The organism is Acidobacteriota bacterium (genome assembly GCA_026707545.1).
Classification (GTDB): Bacteria; Acidobacteriota; Thermoanaerobaculia; order Multivoradales; family Multivoraceae; genus Multivorans.
The window spans coordinates 16,468-32,399 of sequence record JAPOWR010000005.1; the positions used below are offsets into that span (position 1 = coordinate 16,468).

At 67.3% G+C, this 15,932-nt stretch carries 15 protein-coding genes and 1 other RNA gene; 9 read left to right on the forward strand and 7 right to left on the reverse strand.

Annotated features, from left to right (window positions below; all coding sequences use genetic code 11):
• The first annotated feature begins 11 nt into the window (after positions 1 to 11).
• The 6 genes from OXG83_16120 (at position 12) to OXG83_16145 (ending at position 6,530) form a co-directional block, all read left to right on the forward strand.
• A complete protein-coding gene (locus OXG83_16120; protein MCY3966556.1) occupies positions 12 to 488 on the forward strand; it encodes a hypothetical protein in 477 nt (158 codons plus the stop codon).
• 47 nt (positions 489 to 535) lie between these two features.
• Positions 536 to 799, forward strand: coding sequence for a type II toxin-antitoxin system Phd/YefM family antitoxin (locus OXG83_16125; GenBank protein MCY3966557.1), 264 nt, complete (start codon positions 536 to 538; stop codon positions 797 to 799).
• Between the two features lie 15 nt (positions 800 to 814).
• Positions 815 to 1,213, forward strand: a complete 399-nt coding sequence (locus OXG83_16130; protein ID MCY3966558.1) for a type II toxin-antitoxin system VapC family toxin — start codon at positions 815 to 817, stop codon at positions 1,211 to 1,213.
• A gap of 41 nt (positions 1,214 to 1,254) precedes the next feature.
• Positions 1,255 to 3,480: a penicillin acylase family protein gene (locus OXG83_16135; GenBank protein ID MCY3966559.1), complete on the forward strand. Its 2,226-nt coding sequence runs from the start codon at positions 1,255 to 1,257 to the stop codon at positions 3,478 to 3,480.
• 34 nt (positions 3,481 to 3,514) lie between these two features.
• Positions 3,515 to 3,861: a transfer-messenger RNA gene (ssrA, locus tag OXG83_16140) on the forward strand.
• A gap of 62 nt (positions 3,862 to 3,923) precedes the next feature.
• Entirely contained in the window at positions 3,924 to 6,530 is a 2,607-nt protein-coding gene (locus OXG83_16145) for a TonB-dependent receptor (GenBank protein ID MCY3966560.1), read from the forward strand.
• A 16-nt stretch (positions 6,531 to 6,546) separates the two neighbouring features.
• Here OXG83_16145 and OXG83_16150 read toward each other — a convergent pair whose 3' ends face one another.
• Positions 6,547 to 7,593, reverse strand: coding sequence for a DUF2332 domain-containing protein (locus OXG83_16150; protein ID MCY3966561.1), 1,047 nt, complete (start codon positions 7,591 to 7,593; stop codon positions 6,547 to 6,549).
• 129 nt (positions 7,594 to 7,722) lie between these two features.
• Here OXG83_16150 and OXG83_16155 point away from each other — a divergent pair, with 129 nt between their 5' ends.
• On the forward strand, positions 7,723 to 9,402 hold the full coding sequence (locus OXG83_16155; protein ID MCY3966562.1) for a DUF885 family protein: 1,680 nt from the start codon (positions 7,723 to 7,725) through the stop codon (positions 9,400 to 9,402).
• A gap of 14 nt (positions 9,403 to 9,416) precedes the next feature.
• On the opposite strand, the gene mtnA is transcribed toward OXG83_16155, so the two are convergent.
• The 3 genes from mtnA to OXG83_16170 form a co-directional block, all read right to left on the reverse strand.
• The gene (gene mtnA, locus OXG83_16160; protein MCY3966563.1) at positions 9,417 to 10,472 is read right to left on the reverse strand and encodes an S-methyl-5-thioribose-1-phosphate isomerase; all 1,056 of its coding nucleotides are present in this window, start codon (positions 10,470 to 10,472) and stop codon (positions 9,417 to 9,419) included.
• A 40-nt stretch (positions 10,473 to 10,512) separates the two neighbouring features.
• A complete protein-coding gene (locus OXG83_16165) occupies positions 10,513 to 11,109 on the reverse strand; it encodes a prepilin-type N-terminal cleavage/methylation domain-containing protein (GenBank protein MCY3966564.1) in 597 nt (198 codons plus the stop codon).
• An 84-nt stretch (positions 11,110 to 11,193) separates the two neighbouring features.
• Positions 11,194 to 11,556 carry a helix-hairpin-helix domain-containing protein gene (locus OXG83_16170; protein ID MCY3966565.1) on the reverse strand — a complete coding sequence of 121 codons (363 nt, stop codon included), beginning with the start codon at positions 11,554 to 11,556 and terminating at the stop codon, positions 11,194 to 11,196.
• Between the two features lie 449 nt (positions 11,557 to 12,005).
• On the opposite strand from OXG83_16170, the gene lepB (OXG83_16175) reads away from it, so the two are divergent.
• Positions 12,006 to 12,743, forward strand: a complete 738-nt coding sequence (gene lepB, locus OXG83_16175) for a signal peptidase I (GenBank protein MCY3966566.1) — start codon at positions 12,006 to 12,008, stop codon at positions 12,741 to 12,743.
• 8 nt (positions 12,744 to 12,751) lie between these two features.
• Positions 12,752 to 13,402: a signal peptidase I gene (gene lepB / locus OXG83_16180; protein MCY3966567.1), complete on the forward strand. Its 651-nt coding sequence runs from the start codon at positions 12,752 to 12,754 to the stop codon at positions 13,400 to 13,402.
• Positions 13,403 to 13,447: 45 nt separating this feature from the next.
• Here lepB (OXG83_16180) and pyrF read toward each other — a convergent pair whose 3' ends face one another.
• Genes pyrF through OXG83_16195 form a run of 3 tightly spaced genes read right to left on the reverse strand, consistent with a single transcriptional unit; the run spans position 13,448 to position 15,899 of the window.
• On the reverse strand, positions 13,448 to 14,137 hold the full coding sequence (gene pyrF / locus OXG83_16185; protein MCY3966568.1) for an orotidine-5'-phosphate decarboxylase: 690 nt from the start codon (positions 14,135 to 14,137) through the stop codon (positions 13,448 to 13,450).
• Positions 14,134 to 15,075, reverse strand: a complete 942-nt coding sequence (locus OXG83_16190) for a dihydroorotate dehydrogenase (protein ID MCY3966569.1) — start codon at positions 15,073 to 15,075, stop codon at positions 14,134 to 14,136. The genes pyrF and OXG83_16190 overlap by 4 nt, the downstream gene beginning before the upstream one ends.
• Complete coding sequence (locus OXG83_16195; GenBank protein MCY3966570.1) at positions 15,072 to 15,899, reverse strand: dihydroorotate dehydrogenase electron transfer subunit; 828 nt, start codon at positions 15,897 to 15,899, stop codon at positions 15,072 to 15,074. Before OXG83_16195 ends, OXG83_16190 begins: the two co-directional genes overlap by 4 nt.
• Between the last annotated feature and the right edge of the window lie 33 nt (positions 15,900 to 15,932).

Here is a 15,932-nt window from a genome sequence, read left to right on the forward strand (position 1 = left end):
GTTCGCCGATCGTGCTTTCACAGTATGAGATCGAACTCGAGCTGACGCCGGAGGAGGCGATCGAGGCGATCGAGGACGGCGCCGAGGCCTGGAACGGGACCTGGCACCGGCGGGGAACCGGAGGCCAACTGACCCTCCCGGTCGCCGCCGGCGTCCGCTCCGGGATCCTTCACGGTTCCGTGTCGGTGAGGAGAACGGGCCAGGGCGCCCACGTTCTCTTCCACGTCGAGCGGTCGGAGTACTCCACGAACGCCGCCGCGGTCGGCATGCTGGCGCTCGGCGCCCTGGGTGTGCTGGCGATGCTCGCCTGGCCGCTGCTCCCGGGAACGACGCCCAACCTGGCCGGCAGCGGCTTCATCCTGATCCTGCTGGCGTGGCTCGTCGTCGGTTCGAGGCTGAGGCACAAGAGCGCAGCGGACTTCCTGGCCAGCCTCGGCCCCCGGCCGGGCGAAGCTCCGAGAGGTCCGCTGGCTCCACGACGCATGTGACCATGGTCATGACCATGGCCTGAATCCGTGATACGGTCGGCGGCACCATGGAACGGACGATCAAGGCTTCCGAGTTCAAGGCCACCTGTCTCAAGCTGATGGACGAAGTCGCCGAAACCGGCGACGAGGTCGTCATCACGAAGAACGGCAATCCGGTGTCGCGGCTCGTGCCGTACCGGGAGAGGCCGAAGAGCCTCTTCGGCTGCCTTCGGGGTGTCATCGAGATCAAGGGCGACATCATGTCCCCCCTGGAGTGGGAGTGGGACGAAGAGCGGAAAGTGGCCCTCATCCTCGGCGAGGATCCCGACTGAGGGACATAGCCGTCATTGCTGCTCCTAGATACAAACGTTCTCATCTGGCTCACTCAGGGCAACCGGAGGCTCGGCGCGAAAGCTCACCGCGCGGTAGATGAAGCCTTCCTTTCGGGCAATGCCGCGGTGTCCGCAATCTCGTTCTGGGAGATCGCGATGCTGCTTGAGAAGGGTCGCGTCGAGATCGGCTGGGCCGTGGAGGCGCTAAGGGGGTACCTGCTGTACCACGGCCTGAACGAGATTCCGGTCGATGGCGACATCGCGATGCGAGCGGTCTTTCTTCGCGATCTTCCCGCCGACCCGGCCGACCGGATCATCGTGTCCACGGCTCTCGCCGGTCACAGCCTCGTGACAGCCGACCGCGAGTTGCTGGCGTGGCCTGGGCAGATGCAACGGCTCCGGGCGACGGAGTAAGAGGCAGGAGCGAGGAGGCGCGTGCGATACTCGCCGGCTCGATGCGCTTGAGTCACCCCTGGACGAGCCGGGTCGCTGCGGGGGCCCTATCGCTCGCTGCCATCGCGTGCGCGGTCGACACGGAACCCCGCCAAAGCACACCGGCAGCCGTTGGCGGCACCCAGGACGTACCCGCCTGGGCCGCCGACGTCGTCATCCACCGCGATGAGTGGGGAGTGCCCCACGTCAAGGCCTCCACCGACGCCGCGGTCGCCTTCGGCTCTGCCTGGGCACAGTGCGAGGACCACTTCTTTCAGCTCGAGGACACCTACATCAAGGCGCTCGGGCGCTACGCGGAGGTCGTCGGCGAGTCGGGCTTCCGAAGCGACCTCGAAGTCGCGCTCTTCGACCTGGTGGGGACCTCCCGCCGCGACTTCCCCGACCTGCCCGAGAACATCCGCCGCATCGCCGAGGCCTTCGCTGCCGGCTACAACTACTACCTGGAGCGGCACCCCGAAGAGAAGCCGCGCCTGCTGACCCGCATGGAGCCCTTCCACGTGCTCGCCTTCGAGCGCTACATGATCCTCGGGCGGCTGCTCGGCGCGGCCCACGCGCCACGGGGCCGGCTACCCCGGCTGGCGGAGGAGCTGGCCGCGTCCCTGGGCTCGAACCAGTGGGCCGTCGCCCCGTCGAAGACGCGCGACGGCAACGCCATGCTGTTCATCAATCCCCACCAGCCCTGGTACGGCTCGGGCATGTTCACGGAGATGCACGTGGTGAGCGGCGAAGGGCTCAACTTCTCGGGCGCGATGTACCCGGGCGGCCCGCTGCCGACCGCCGGCTTCAACGAGAGGCTCGGCTGGGCGTACACGGTCAACGCCGCCGACATCTCGGACACTTACCGCCTGACCTTCGACCATCCGAGCGATCCGCTCAAGTACCGCTACGGCGACGGCTACCGGCAGGCCGAGGAGTGGCGCGCCACGATCCACGTCCGGGGCGATGACGGCGATCTCGAACCGCGCGAGGTCGCGCTCCGACGCTCGCACCACGGCCCGATCATCGCCAGGGAGGACGAGGATCACTACCTCGCCGTCCGGGTGCCGCGCCTCTACGAGGGCAGCCGCATGGTCCAGGCGCTGGCCCAGGCCAAGGCGCGGACCTTCGAGGAGTGGTACGCCGCCGTCTCGATGCAACTGCTGCAGACCTTCAACACGACCTACGCCGACGCCGACGGCAACATCTTCTACCTCTACAACGGCACGTTCGCCCGCCGCGACCCCTCCATCGACTGGACGCAGCCCGTCGACGGCGCCGACCCGAACAACGAGTGGGGGCCGTTCCACCCGATCGAGGAACTGCCGCAGATCCTCAACCCGCCGTCCGGGTTCGTCCAGAACTGCAACTCGACGCCGTTCACCACGACCGACGACGGCAACCCCTCGCTGCTCGACTTCCCGCCCTACATGGTCGAGGACAAGCACGACGACAAGCGCCGGGCGAAGGTGGCCCGCTACCTGCTGCGCAATGCGAGCGACCTCACGTTCGAGGACTTTCAGGACCTCGCCTACGACACGACCCTCTACTGGCCGATGACGGAGATCCCCGTCTACGCGCGCAGGCTCGAGACGCTCGAACGCACCGACCCGGAACTCGCCGCCCGGGTGCGCCCCTACCTCGAGCATCTGCTGGACTGGGACTACAAGGGCTCCCTCACCTCCACGCAGGCGACGCTGGCGGTCGGCTGGTACGAGGAGCTCTACGGCCGCGGCTATCCCGTCGAGACCCTGAAGCCGGAGTACGTGAACGACATGGCCGCGCGGTTCGTCGCCCTTGAGCGGGCAGTGGAGAAACTCACCGAGCTCTACGGCGACTGGCGCGTGCCCTACGGCGACATCCACCGCATCCAGCGCCACGCCAACCAGCCCTCCGCCGGGGCCGTCCCCTTCTCGGACGCCGAGCCGAGCCTGCCGCTCGCCGGCGTCCGCGGGCCCCTCGGCGTCGCCTTTACCCTGTACCACTCGCCGCCCACAACGCTCCCGAACGGCGAAGAGCGCAAGCTCCGCTACGCCGCGACCGGCGCCTCCTACATGGCCGTCTACGAGTTCGGCGAGAAGACGCGCGGAGCGAGCTACCTCCACTACGGCCAGAGCCATCGCCCCGACTCGCCGCACTTCTTCGACCAGGCCAGGCTGCTCTCGGAACGACGGTTCAAGCCCGCCTGGATCTACTGGGAGGACGTCGAGACCCATACGACGCGGGCCTACCGGCCGGTTGACTTCGACTGAGTAGCAGCCGCCTGGTGTAGAATCGTGGGTCCCTGGGGGCGCATGGCTTCGACGGGAGATCATGCGGTTCGGGGGTTGCGTGCCGAGTCCGACTCGTAAACCGGACACTTACACTCGCCAACGACGAATTGGCACTGGCGGCTTAGAAGCCGTCACGGTCCTGCCGGAGCCTTGATTCGCGGCGCCGTCAGGAGCGACACTCAAAGTGGATCAAACGTCTGAGCGCGGTTCCGAACTCAGGCCGGATCACTTCGGAACTAGACCGCCGGCCGTGGTGGCCTTCTACCCAAGCCGGCAGCGACTGATCGAGTGAAGGCTACGCACGTAGATCCCTCGCGCCGAGTCTCGCGGACGTGGGTTCGATTCCCACCGCCTCCACCATCCCATCCATCGATCGGGCCATAATGCCCTGACCGAACCCACAACCTGGGAGGTGCCATTCGATGGATGTCCCACACCTCTGGTCAGCGCGACTCGCCGTCGCCGTCGTATTGCTGTCGGCTACCGCAGCCGCGGCAACCGCCCAAACCACCGCAACCATCCAGGGCGTCGTCGTCGACGCGGACGGCACTCCCCTGCCCGGGGTCACGGTGACCGTGACTGGCCCGGGCGTGCGCCAGGAGCGGATCACCCAGGGAGACGGCGCCTACGCCAGCGCCGGGCTCGCGGCGGGCGACTATCTCGTCACGGCGTCCCTGTTGGGCTTCGAAACAGCCGACACGCCGGTTTCGCTGGCCACAGGCGCCACGGAGAACGTCCGGCTCGTCCTGGAAGTCGTGAGGCTGCTCGAGACCGTCACCGTGGTGGCCGAAGAGCCCCGGACCTTCGCGCGGAACATCGTCTCCCAGCCGATGCTCCGGCAACAGTCGAAGATCACCAACGTGACGTCTGTGGTGGACAACCTGCCGGGAGTCTCCGTCCAGGAGGGCGACTCCTACGGCTTCGACGACTGGTCGGCCAACGTCGCCATGCGCGGCTTCCAGGTGACGATCAACGACGTGCAGATCGGCACCACGATCGACGGGTTTCCGAACGGCACGTCGGACTACTGGAGCGGCGCCAAGGCGAACCGCTTCGTCGATCCAATGAACCTCGGCGGTGTCGAGGTGTCCCAGGGAACGGCCGACATCGCCTCGCGGTCCGTTGAGGCGCTCGGCGGCACGTTCAACTACCTGACCGACGATCCGGCGGACGAGCGCACCTACACGGCGTCGATGACGCTGGGCGAGTACCAGGGCCAGCGCTTCTTCATGCGGGTCGATACCGGGCCGATCTTCGGAGGCAACACCCGCGCCTGGATCGCAGCAACCCGCCAGGGCGCGACCGACTGGATGGAGGGCTCGGCGCTCAACGAGCGCGAGCACGTGGCGATGAAGCTCGTCTCGTCCCGCGGCCGCGTCGACCTGACGAGCTACATCTCGTACGACAACATCCACGAGGACGTCTACCAGCGCCTCTACAGCGAGAGCGACTTCCGGGCCAACCCGCGCTGGGACCGGCTGATCGGCGACTGGCCCGGCGTGCCGTACCTGAACCAGTTCTACCGGCGGGGCTGGCAGACCCGGCGGAGCAACACGTTCGGCTACCTGAAGGGGAAGTGGTCGCTCGGCGAGGAGCTCTCACTGAGCCTGGCCGGCTACTTCCATCGCAACCGCGGCCGCGGCGACTGGCTGCCCCCCTACATCGTCGACATCACCGACGACGGAGGCGGCGCCGAGTCGGAGCTTCGCGGCGGCCCCACCGTGCGGGGCGGCTCGCAGCTCGGGCTGATTCGTTTCGTCGGCCCCGACGGTGCCGCGGTCGGGCCGACGCCAGGTTGCACCTCGTCGTTTCTCTTCAACTACTACGGCCCGGGCGGCCCGGAGGTCGATCCGGCGTGTCATCCGGGCGCCACGGCGGTGCAGTCGTACCGCCACAGCCACTACGGCAAGGACCGCGTCGGCGTCACGCTCGACCAGGAGTGGCTCACGACGATCGGCAACGCCGGCAGCAAGCTGCGCGCCGGCATCTGGTACGAGGATTCGAAGCGCGACCTCGGACGGGACTGGCACCAGATCCTCGATCCGGTGATCAACTTCCAGTGGCACGCGACGCCCTACTGGCACCAGTACCAGTGGGAGTTCCCGCAGAGCGTCATGATGCTGTACGCGGAGGAGACGCTCTACGCCGGGCGCTTCACGTTGACCAGCGGCCTCAAGAAGTACCTGGTCGACGTGTCACGCGAGGACCAGTTCCTTGTCGATCCGAACCTGACGGTCGATTCGGATTCGAGTCTGCTCCTCTCGGGCGGAGTCACCTACGAGACGCCGGTCGAGGGCCTGGACCTGTTTGCCGGCTACGCGGAGAACTTCCGGGCGATCGGCAGCACGCTGCTCGAGGTGCCCGGGCGCAGTCTCGCCGCTCTCGAGCCCGAAACCGCCTCGAACATCGACGTCGGGCTCCAGTACTCGGCCGAACGGCTGGCGCTTAGCGCCACCGGCTACGTCATCGACTTCGACAACCGGATCTTCTACCTCGGACCGCAGACGCCGGCCGGCCCCAACTACCTCATTCCCGGGGGCGGCGCCTACTTCAACGCGGGCGGCATCGAAACGAACGGCGTCGAACTCTCGGCCACCGTGCAGATGCCCCACCAGCTCTCCCTGTACACCGCCTACACGCTGAACAACTCCGAGTACGTCGGCAGCGGCGACGCCCTGGTCGACGCGAACCAGAACATCATGCCGGGGACGGACGTCACCGGCGTGCCGGATCGGCTGTGGGTCATCTCCCTCGACCGGTCCGGTCCCCTGAGCGCCGGGATCAGCGCCAAGTACACGTCGCCGCGGCGCGTCAGCCTGGTCGCGGACTGGACCACGGACGAGTACTGGATGCTGGACGCCTACGTCGTCTTCTCGGGCGAGGTGCTGAGCGACCTGCTCCGCTCAACGACGTTCGAGCTGGTGGCGAACAACCTGCTCGACGAGGCCTACCTCTCCGCGATCACCGAGAACGCGGCGTGGCTCGGGGCGGCGCGGTCCGTCTCGATGACGGTCACCTTCTCGTTTTGACCCGAGGGCGCCGGGCCTAAGGGCTCCGCCACTTGATCCACCAACCATGCGGCGAGGCCCGGGCGAGTATCTCCGTTTCGCCGGAACCGCCGCGGTACCTGGTCAGCGTCAGGCTCGGCCGATGGGCGCCTTCCAGGGCTACCCGCCAAACGGGCCGCTCCCGGCTCCGGACCTCCAGCCCTTCCGTGATGCGCCGCCGGTCCTCACGGGGAACCTGGTAGAGAGCGATGGTGGAGTAGACGACCAGCGCCGCTTCGGCGGGGACTCGCTCGAGCAGGTGCGGCAGATCACGAGAAGCGTCGCCGCGATGGAGACGGACCGGGCTGTCCTTCAGTTCGGTCGCGGCGTCCACGAGCTGAGCGTGGCGCTCCACGTGCTCGGGCCAGATCAGCGCTCGCAGCCAGAGCAACTCATCCGCGTCGCCGAGGTCGATCGGGTTCAGGTCGATTCCGTCGCGGCTGGCCACCGGGATCTTCCGTGGCGGCTCCGGCAGCGTGCCGGGGCCCCGCAGGTCGGCTTCGAGGTCGACCCGCGCCGTACCCCTTCCCCAGCGCAGGACCTCACCTCCGTCTCGCAGATACCGGTAGGCGTAGCGGTCGAAGTTCAGGTTCAGGCCGGCGCTGGCGCCGACGTCGATCAGGGCCAGCGGCGCTCCGGCCTCGCGGTGGACCTGGCCGAACGTGGGCAGAAGGCAGGTGCAGCGCCGCACGACCTGGGTCTGGGTGCGACGAGTGGCGATCAGGTCCGCGACCGCCTCGCGGTGTTCGAGGCAGAACGCCCGGAAGGGCGGGAAGGCCTCGCTTGGCGGCGGTTCCGGACCCGAGAGGACCGGATAGTGCGCTGCCAGCGGATGTTCGACTCCCTGCAGGAGCAGGTACTGCACGGCCCCGAAGAGCATGTTCGGCGCCGGTTGACCTCGTTGACGCCCCGCCGCCAGCGCCAGCAGTTCGCCGTCTCCCGCCACGCCCGCGGCGAGTGCCGCGTACGTTGGCGAGTCGAGGTCCGGCGCTTCGACGCGCGCGAACTGCTCGAAGGCGGCGCTGAGGTCCGGATACCCGCTCAACGGCCGGCAACGCCTCGGTCGGCCTGCCGCGGCGCACGCAACTCGGCGGCGCTACCCATATGATGGCAATACAACGACAAGCAGCACTCCGGGGGACACATGATAGCTACCCGCAATCTTCTGGTCGTATTGGCGCTCCTCCTCGCGGGCTTCGTCCTGTATCTGTTGCTGCCGAGTGAACCGGGAGGCGATCCGGCGGAAACCGAGGCAACTCGGGCGGTCGCGAGCACCGACTACGCCGACCTGGTCTCCCTCTTCCGAGAGTTTCGTTCGTTCCAACAAGGCGACTCCGGCAACATCCAGTCCTATTCGCAGAGCGGGTGGATCCTGTCGAACCTGGACGCCGCGCCCGATTTCTCCGCCACTGCGATGGCAGAACAATACGGCGAGCTGGGGAGGTTTCAGGCGCGGTTGCAGTCGATAGATCCTACGGACTGGTCGATCCCACAACAGGTCGACTACCAGCTCGTCCGGGCGGAGCTGAACGGTTACGAGTTCCAGCACCGGGTTCTCAGCCCATGGTCCAGGGATCCCGGGTTCTACAACGACGTGATCGCCACGTTCGCCTGGGTAGCTGAACCACCTCTGCCGGGGAACGAGGTCGCAGTTCTGCAATCAAGGCTCCGGTCGGTACCCGATCTGGTGCAACAGGCGAAAGCGAATCTCACCGACTTCTCGCTGATCGGCGCCGACCTGGCCACTCTGGCGATTCTTTCCATCGGAGATACCAGATCGGACTACCAATCGCTCGCACAGGGCCTCAGGATCCATCATCCGGAACTCGTGGCCGACGTGGACTCGGCACTGATCGCGATCGACGACTATGAGGACTGGATACGGTCCAACGAGGATCGGATGACGGGCACGATCGGTGTGGGCAGGGAGAACTACAACTGGCTGCTCAGGAACGTCTATCTTTTGCCCTATACCTGGGACGACATTCGAACGATCGTCGAACTCGAAGACAACCGTGTGATCACCTTTCAACGACTGGAGGAGAACCGAAATCGCGATGTTCCACCCATCGTACCGGTCGGGTCACAGGTCGAGTACAGGGAAGGCATCGAAGAAGCCGTCGATCACATCATGAGCTTCCTTCGCAACGAGGAGATCTTCACTGTGCAGGACTTTCTCGTGCCGGATGACTATCTCGACTCGCGGCTGTTCGGAAAGGGGTACTCCCTGGAGGATCCCTGGCCCGAGAAGCACGACTACTTCTTCAACTTCTCTCACCGGGAAGCAGTGATGGAGAACACCCATGAGCTGGTCGGCCATCATTTCGACATGCTCAGAGCAGAGCGCGACAGTCACCCGATCCGTGGCGGAGAGCGGCCGTACAAGATCTCGACGGCTCGCGACGAGGGGCTCGCGTTCGCCCTGGAGGAACTGCTGATGCATGCGGGATACCTGGACGGACGCAACCCTCACGGCCGGGAGATCACCTATGAACAGGCGGCTTTCCGCACCGTCCGCGCGCTCTCCGACATCTACATGCACAACGGCGACTGGAATCTGGAAGAAGCGATGCGGTTCTGTGTCGACAATGCGCCGCATGGCGAGTTGCTGGACGGCAGTCACCATCTGTGGTTCGAGCTGGATACGACGCTACGCGGCGTGGGGCATCACATGCTCATGGTCCTGGGGAAGGTCCAGTTCATGAAACTGATGCGAGACCGTGCCAATCAACTCGGCGACGACTTCAACTTGCGTGAGTTCCTCGATGAGGTCTACGCCGCGGGCCAGATCCCCTGGTCGCTCATGCGGTGGGAGATGACCGGGTACGACGACGAGGTTTCACAACTCTGGTGACGCAGGCTGCCTGGTCAACGGTCGGCGCTTCCGCGGTCTCTGAACGCTGAGGCGATCGACTCCCCGTAGGGTGGCCGGAGCACGCCGGCGTCCGTGATCAATGCGGCCACCAGCTCCGCCGGCGTGACGTCGAACGCTATGTTCAGGGCCTCGGTCTCCTTGGGCGCGATCCGCTTGCCGAAGGCGTGGACCACCTCCTCCGCGTCGCGTTCCTCGATCGGAATCTCGGCTCCGGACGCCGTCTCCCGGTCGATCGTCGACAGGGGCGCCGCGACGTAGAACGGAACCCCGTGACGGGCCGCGAGCACGGCGACCGGGTAGGTGCCGACCTTGTTCGCGACATCGCCGTTGGCGGCGATCCGGTCGGCGCCGACGACGATCTTCTGGACCCAGCCGCGGGCGATGATCGCGCCGGCGCTGTTGTCGGTGATCAGGCGATGCGGGATCTCGAGCCGGCTGAGTTCCCAGGTGGTCAGCCGTGAGCCCTGGAGCAGCGGCCGGGTCTCGTCGACCCACACGCTGGCGAGGCGCCCGGCGGACCAGGCCGCCTCGACCACGCCGATCGCCGTGCCGTAGCCGGCCGTCGCCAACGCGCCGGCGTTGCAGTGGGTCAGGACCCGGTCGCCCACCTCGAACAGCTCCCGCCCGAACCTGCCGATACGACGGTTGGCGGCGATGTCCTCGCGGTGCAGGTCGCGAGCCCAATCGAGCAGCCGCTCCCGCGACTCTTCGCGCTCCCCAGCCTCGACGGAGCGTTCATGGAGTACGCGGCCCTGGTCCAGAGCCCAGCGGAGGTTGACCGCGGTCGGTCGCGTCGCGAGCAGCAGCGTGTAGGCAGCGGCGAAGTCCTCGGCGCCGAGCACCAGGCCGTAGGCCGCGGCGACACCGATCGCCGGCGCACCCCGCACCGAAAGACGGCGAATCGCCTCTGCCACGTCCTCAGGTCGCCGGCAGCGGAGCCACACTTCCTGCTCCGGAAGCAGGGTCTGATCCAGCAGCAAGAGCGCATCGTCGCTCCACCGGATCGGCGAGAAACCCTGTTCCGTCGCTCCAGGTGGCTCCACCGCCATGAGCGAAGCCTAGCGCGCTGCCGGCTGTTCTCCAGCCCGGTCAGATGCCCTTCCAGAGCTCCCGGTCGCGCACATAGCGGAGGACCTGGATCTTCCCCGTACGGCTGTACACCCGAACGGCAAACAGGTGGTAACCGTCGGTGAGGAAGACGGTACCCGGGCTCGCGGTACCGGCGGGGCTGAAGGAAGCGATGTCGCTGCGGCCGAACCGGACCGGATCGTCCAGGCGATCGAGTCGGCCCGAGCCGGTGAACTCAGCCGGCTCCAGGTCATCCGGAATGCCGAAGTGCACGCCGCTGCCTACGTGAAGCAATCGTGCCGGCCGCCCGATCCTGGGATCCGTGCCGGAGGTCAGATCAGCCGTGCGCACGCCGTCGCCGTCCCCGTCCGCGTAGAGGGAGAAGACGGGTTCCGCGTGGGAGTCCTCGAACTCGAACCGAATCGCAACCGCCACACCGTAGCGGACCGCGCTGCCGCGCGCGGCCCAGAGGGCCGAGGCAACCTCGGCGGCCGCCAGACGCACTCGGTGCTGGGCGATCTGCTGGCGCAAAGGCGGCACCGCCAGGGTGGCCAGCAAGGCCAGGATCGTCGTTGCAACCAGCAGTTCGAGAAGGGTGAAGCCAGCACGGCCCTTCATGTTTCGGCAAGCCGGTAGAGACATGGAGACGGGCGAGAGCCCCCACCCGCCTCCATGCCGTCGAGCGCTACGGCTTCGCGCCGATCAGGGGCCGTCGGTAGGGCCATCCGACTCTTCGTCGGAGTCCGTCTGCTCCCTGGGGACCCGCACCTTGTCCGTCAATGTCGTGTCCCCTTCGGTCGTCACGTAGGGCCGCATGCGCTCGAACGATCGCTCGCCGATGCCGCGGACGAGCATCAGGTCCACGGCCGACTCGAACTTGCCGTTCTCCGTGCGGAACTCCACGATCCGCCCCGCGGTCGACGGACCGACGCCGGGGAGGAGGGCGAGCGCCGCAGCATCCGCGGTGTTGATGTTGACTACGCCTTCGGCTGCTCCGGCTGGCATCACTGCCACCAGGCCAAGCACGAGCACTACCGCCGACGCGATCGTCTTTCTTCTCTTCATCTTCATCTCCATTTGGTCCCGCAGGGTTCTCGTATTGATCAACTGCCATCACCGAGCAAGAATCGCAATGCCGGGGGGACACCGAAGTGTCCCCCCGACCCCTTGCCAACTTGGCTCCCTGCTTTGCCTTGGGCACCTCCTTGCTCCCGATGGGTAGATGCCCGCTCTGCTTTCAAGTTCCCCGCCAACTTGAGCGAACCACGCAAGGGTTTTAGAATCAATCAGTTACAGAAACACTAGGCGGCGTCGATTGGAGCATTTCGTCAAGCGACCTTGCCCCGTGCCAGCGAGCGCGGGCCGCAACCTCCTCACCTGGCGGGAGCTACGCCCGCGAGGACCGGAGTCAAGCGTGCTGGACCGATTCCAAAACTCCTGACACTGCGACAGGAATCGAACCGCCCCGGGAGGGCCACCCCGCGCCCGCCCGGTCGTTGTAGATTAGCCAGCCGATGGCTAGCGGCGAGAGCAAGTCCCCAGGATCCCCGACCGGGCGCCGAACGTCCGTGGTCCGCGAGTACCTCGAGGCGCTGATCGTCGCGGCGGTCTTCCTGGGCTTCACGAACAACTTCGTCCTCAAGACCTTCTACATCCCCAGCGGGTCGATGGAGGACACGCTGCTGATCGGTGACCATCTGTTCGTGAACCGGTACATCTTCGGGCCGCGCCCCACGACGCTGGAGCAGAAGCTGCTGCCTGGCCGCGAGGTGCGGCGGGGGGACATCGTCATCTTCCGGTCGCCCGAAACGCCGAAGATCGACCTCGTCAAGCGCTGTATCGGCCTGCCGGGCGATGAGATCCGGATGGTCGACAAGCGACTGCTGCTGAACGGGGAGGAGGTGGACGACGGCGTCTACGCGGTCCATCGGGACCCCCGAACGTACCCCTCCACGGGCCCGTTCGGCCCAACACAGCTTCGTCGCGACAACTGGGGACCGCTCCTCGTCCCCGACGACCACCTCTTCTGCCTGGGCGACAACCGTGACCACTCCCACGATTCCCGCTACTGGGGACCGGTGCCGATCTCCCTGGTCAAGGGCCGGGCGGCGATGGTCTACTGGTCCTACGGAGGTGAGACGCCGGACGGCACGTGGCACGGTCTCGGTCACCGCCTGAAACAGCTCGCGAACACCGCTCTCGGTTTCCTGACCAAGACGCGTTGGGAGCGGACCTTCAAGGTGATCAAGTAGAGCCGCCCTTGCGGTACTGGTCGCGCTTGGGACTTCTCAAGCTGTGCCGCGACGGCGCGGACGTGCTGCTTGTCGCGGCCATCCTCGCACTGTTCGTCCGCGCCTTCTTCGTCCAGGCCTACCGCATTCCGTCCGAGTCGATGGAACCGACCCTGATGGTCGGCGATCATCTGCTGATCAACAAGTTCGTCTTCGGCGCCGGTGCCGGTCGCTGGGGACCGCTCGTGCCTCAACGCCCGGTGCGACCGGGCGACCTGGTCACCTTCCGCGGCATCGAGGAGCCCGCTCACGAGCTGCTCAAGCGCTGCGTTGCGACCGGCGGCGCGGTGGTGGAGATCGATTCGAAGAAGCTCCGGGTCGACGGCCGCGAAGTCGACGAGACGGCCTACGTCGTCCACTCGGACAACCGGGTCTACCCCCGCTCCGAGTTCCTCCATGAGAGTTTCTGGCGCCGGGACTCCTACGGTCCTGAATCCGTGCCGGACGGGAGCCTCTTCTGTCTGGGCGACAACCGCGACATATCGCGCGACTCGCGCTTCTTCGGTCCGGTTGGAACCGAGCTGGTCCGCGGACGGCCGTTCCTCGTCTACTGGTCGCGTGACAGGGAAGCGGGAAGATGGGCCGTCCGCTGGCGGCGCACCCTCCACGTTCCCCGCTGATCCGGCAGCACACCCGGGAGCCGGAGCCGCGGGCCGCTCGCCGGCTCAGGCGCCGGCCGCAGCCAATCCAGCCAGGACCGCCTCGGGGTCAGCGGCTCGGGTCAGCGGCCGCCCGATCACCATCAGGTCCGCCCCGGACCGCAGCGCCGCCGCCGGCGTCGCGACCCGGCGCTGATCGTCGCTCCGGGAGTCCTCGAAGCGGATTCCCGGGCTCACGAGGAGGAAGTCCGACCCAAGTCGCTCGCGCAGGGAGGCCAATTCCAGCGGCGAGCAGACAACGCCCGAGCAACCGCTCCTCTGGGCTGCCGCCGCCCAGCCCAGGGCACGGGTCGCGGGCCGGCCCGGCAGATCCAGTTCTTCGAGATCTTCCGCCGCGAGGTGGGTGAGAACGGTGATCGCGAGCACGCGGATCTCGTCGCCCGCTGCCTCGACGGCAGCCTCCATCATGCGCCGACCACCGCCCGAGTGCACCGTCAGGTAGGAGACGCCCAGCTCCCTGGCCGCGCCGACCGCGCCCGCGACGGTACTCGGAATGTCGTGAAACTTCAGGTCGAGGAAGACCTCCGCACCGGTTCCGGCGGCCTCTTCCACGGCCGCGCGCCCCCAACGCAGGAAGACCCGCGGCCCCACCTTCAGCACGCCAACCCGCGGGCCGAAGAGAGAGCACCACCTACTGAAGGTCTCGCGATCGTCCGTGTCGAGGGCCACGGCGACCCGCCGGAGCCTCCCGCTCATTCCTGTCTCGCCGCCGCTCCGACCAGGCAGTGGACCGAGGCCACGCCCTCCCTCTGCAAGCGGTCCCGCAGTCCGTCCACCAGTCGCTCGGCCGTCCTGGGGTCACGGAAGAGCGCCGTGCCGACCTGAACCGCCGAGGCGCCGGCGAGCAGGAACTCCAGGACGTCGTCGACCGTTTCCACCCCGCCGATACCGATCACCGGCAGGTCGACCTCGCGGGCGACATCCCAGACGATCCGCAACGCCAGGGGCTTGATCGCAGGCCCCGACAGGCCGCCACGTACCGTCGAGAGCACCGGACGCCGGGTGTTCGTGTCGATCGCCATGCCGACGAAGGTGTTCACCGCCGACAGGATATCGGCGCCTCCGGCACTCGCCGCCTGGCCCAGGGCTGCCGGCTCGGTCACGTTCGGCGACAGCTTGACGACCACGGGCTTGCCGGTCGCGGAACGCACCCGGCGGACCAGGCCGCAGAGGATCTCCGGGTCATGACCGAACTCGATGCCGCCCTTGCTCACGTTCGGGCAGGACACGTTCAGCTCGACCGCAGCCACCCCCGCATGGGGATCGACGCGCTCGGCAAGCCGCACGTAGTCGTCCTGGTCGTATCCGAAGAGGTTGACGATCACCTTCGGCGGCAGCCCGACGAGGCCAGGCAGAACGTCGTCCAGGAACTTGTCCACACCGATGTTCTGCAGCCCGATCGAGTTCAGCATGCCGCCCCGGGTCTCGGCGATCCGGACCGGCGGATTGCCGGCCAGCGGTTCGAGTGACAGTCCCTTCGTCACCAGGCCACCCAGTCGACGCAGGTCCGCCCGCTCCGCGAACTCCAGGCCGTAGCCGAACGTCCCGCTGGCCGTCAGAATCGGATTCTGCAGCTCGAGCGGCCCCACCTGCGTCGACAGGTCCGGGCCGGGTCCGCCGCTTTCCCTGGTCACCAGACCACCTCCTCCAGGTCGAACACCGGGCCGTGACGGCAGCAGAGCGCGTAGCCGCCCTTCTTGAGCTCCACGGCGCAGCCCAGACAGGCACCGTAGCCGCAACCCATCGGGGTCTCCATCGCGGCCTCTCCGGCGATCCCGTGATCGGCGGCGATTCGCGCTACAGCCGCCATCAGACCGTGAGGGCCGCAGGTGTAGACCGCCCCGTACGCGAGCTCTTCCGCCCGCCCGCCCGCCTCGAGTGTCTCGAGCAGCGCTTCCGTCACCAACCCACGGGTCCCCTCGGTCCCGTCCTCCGTGGTCGCGATCAGCCGACCGCCCGTGCTTTCGCTCAAGCGCCGGAACTCGTCCGCCTCGACGAGATCGCCCGCGGTGCGACCGCCGTAGTAGAAGTCGAAAGGAACTTCGGCACGCGCCAGCGCCTGGGCCAACAGACCGAGACCCGCCGATCCGATGCCGCCGGCAACCAGGGCGGACCGACCGCCGGCAGGTCCTGTCCGTCCCATAGTATGGAATCCCATCCCCAGGGGACCCAGCACCGGAACATCCTCGCCGGCGGTGCAGGCGGCCAGCGCCGCAGTGCCCCGCCCGATCACCTTGCCGAGCAGGGAGATGACCAGGGCGTCTTCCCCGGCCGGCTCCTGGCCATAGACCGAGAACGCCCGCCTCAGGTACGGCTCCGCCTGGTCGGCGCCGGCCACCATCACGAACTGCCCGGGCGCGGCGGGCTCCATGCCGTCCACCCGGATCCGCAGCAGGAAGTGCCGAAGAGGCAACGGCCGGACCTCGAGCACTCTCCCCGTCGCGTCCAGCGCCGCCATGGCGCGAGCGAGGGTAGCACCCCATCCCGGCAG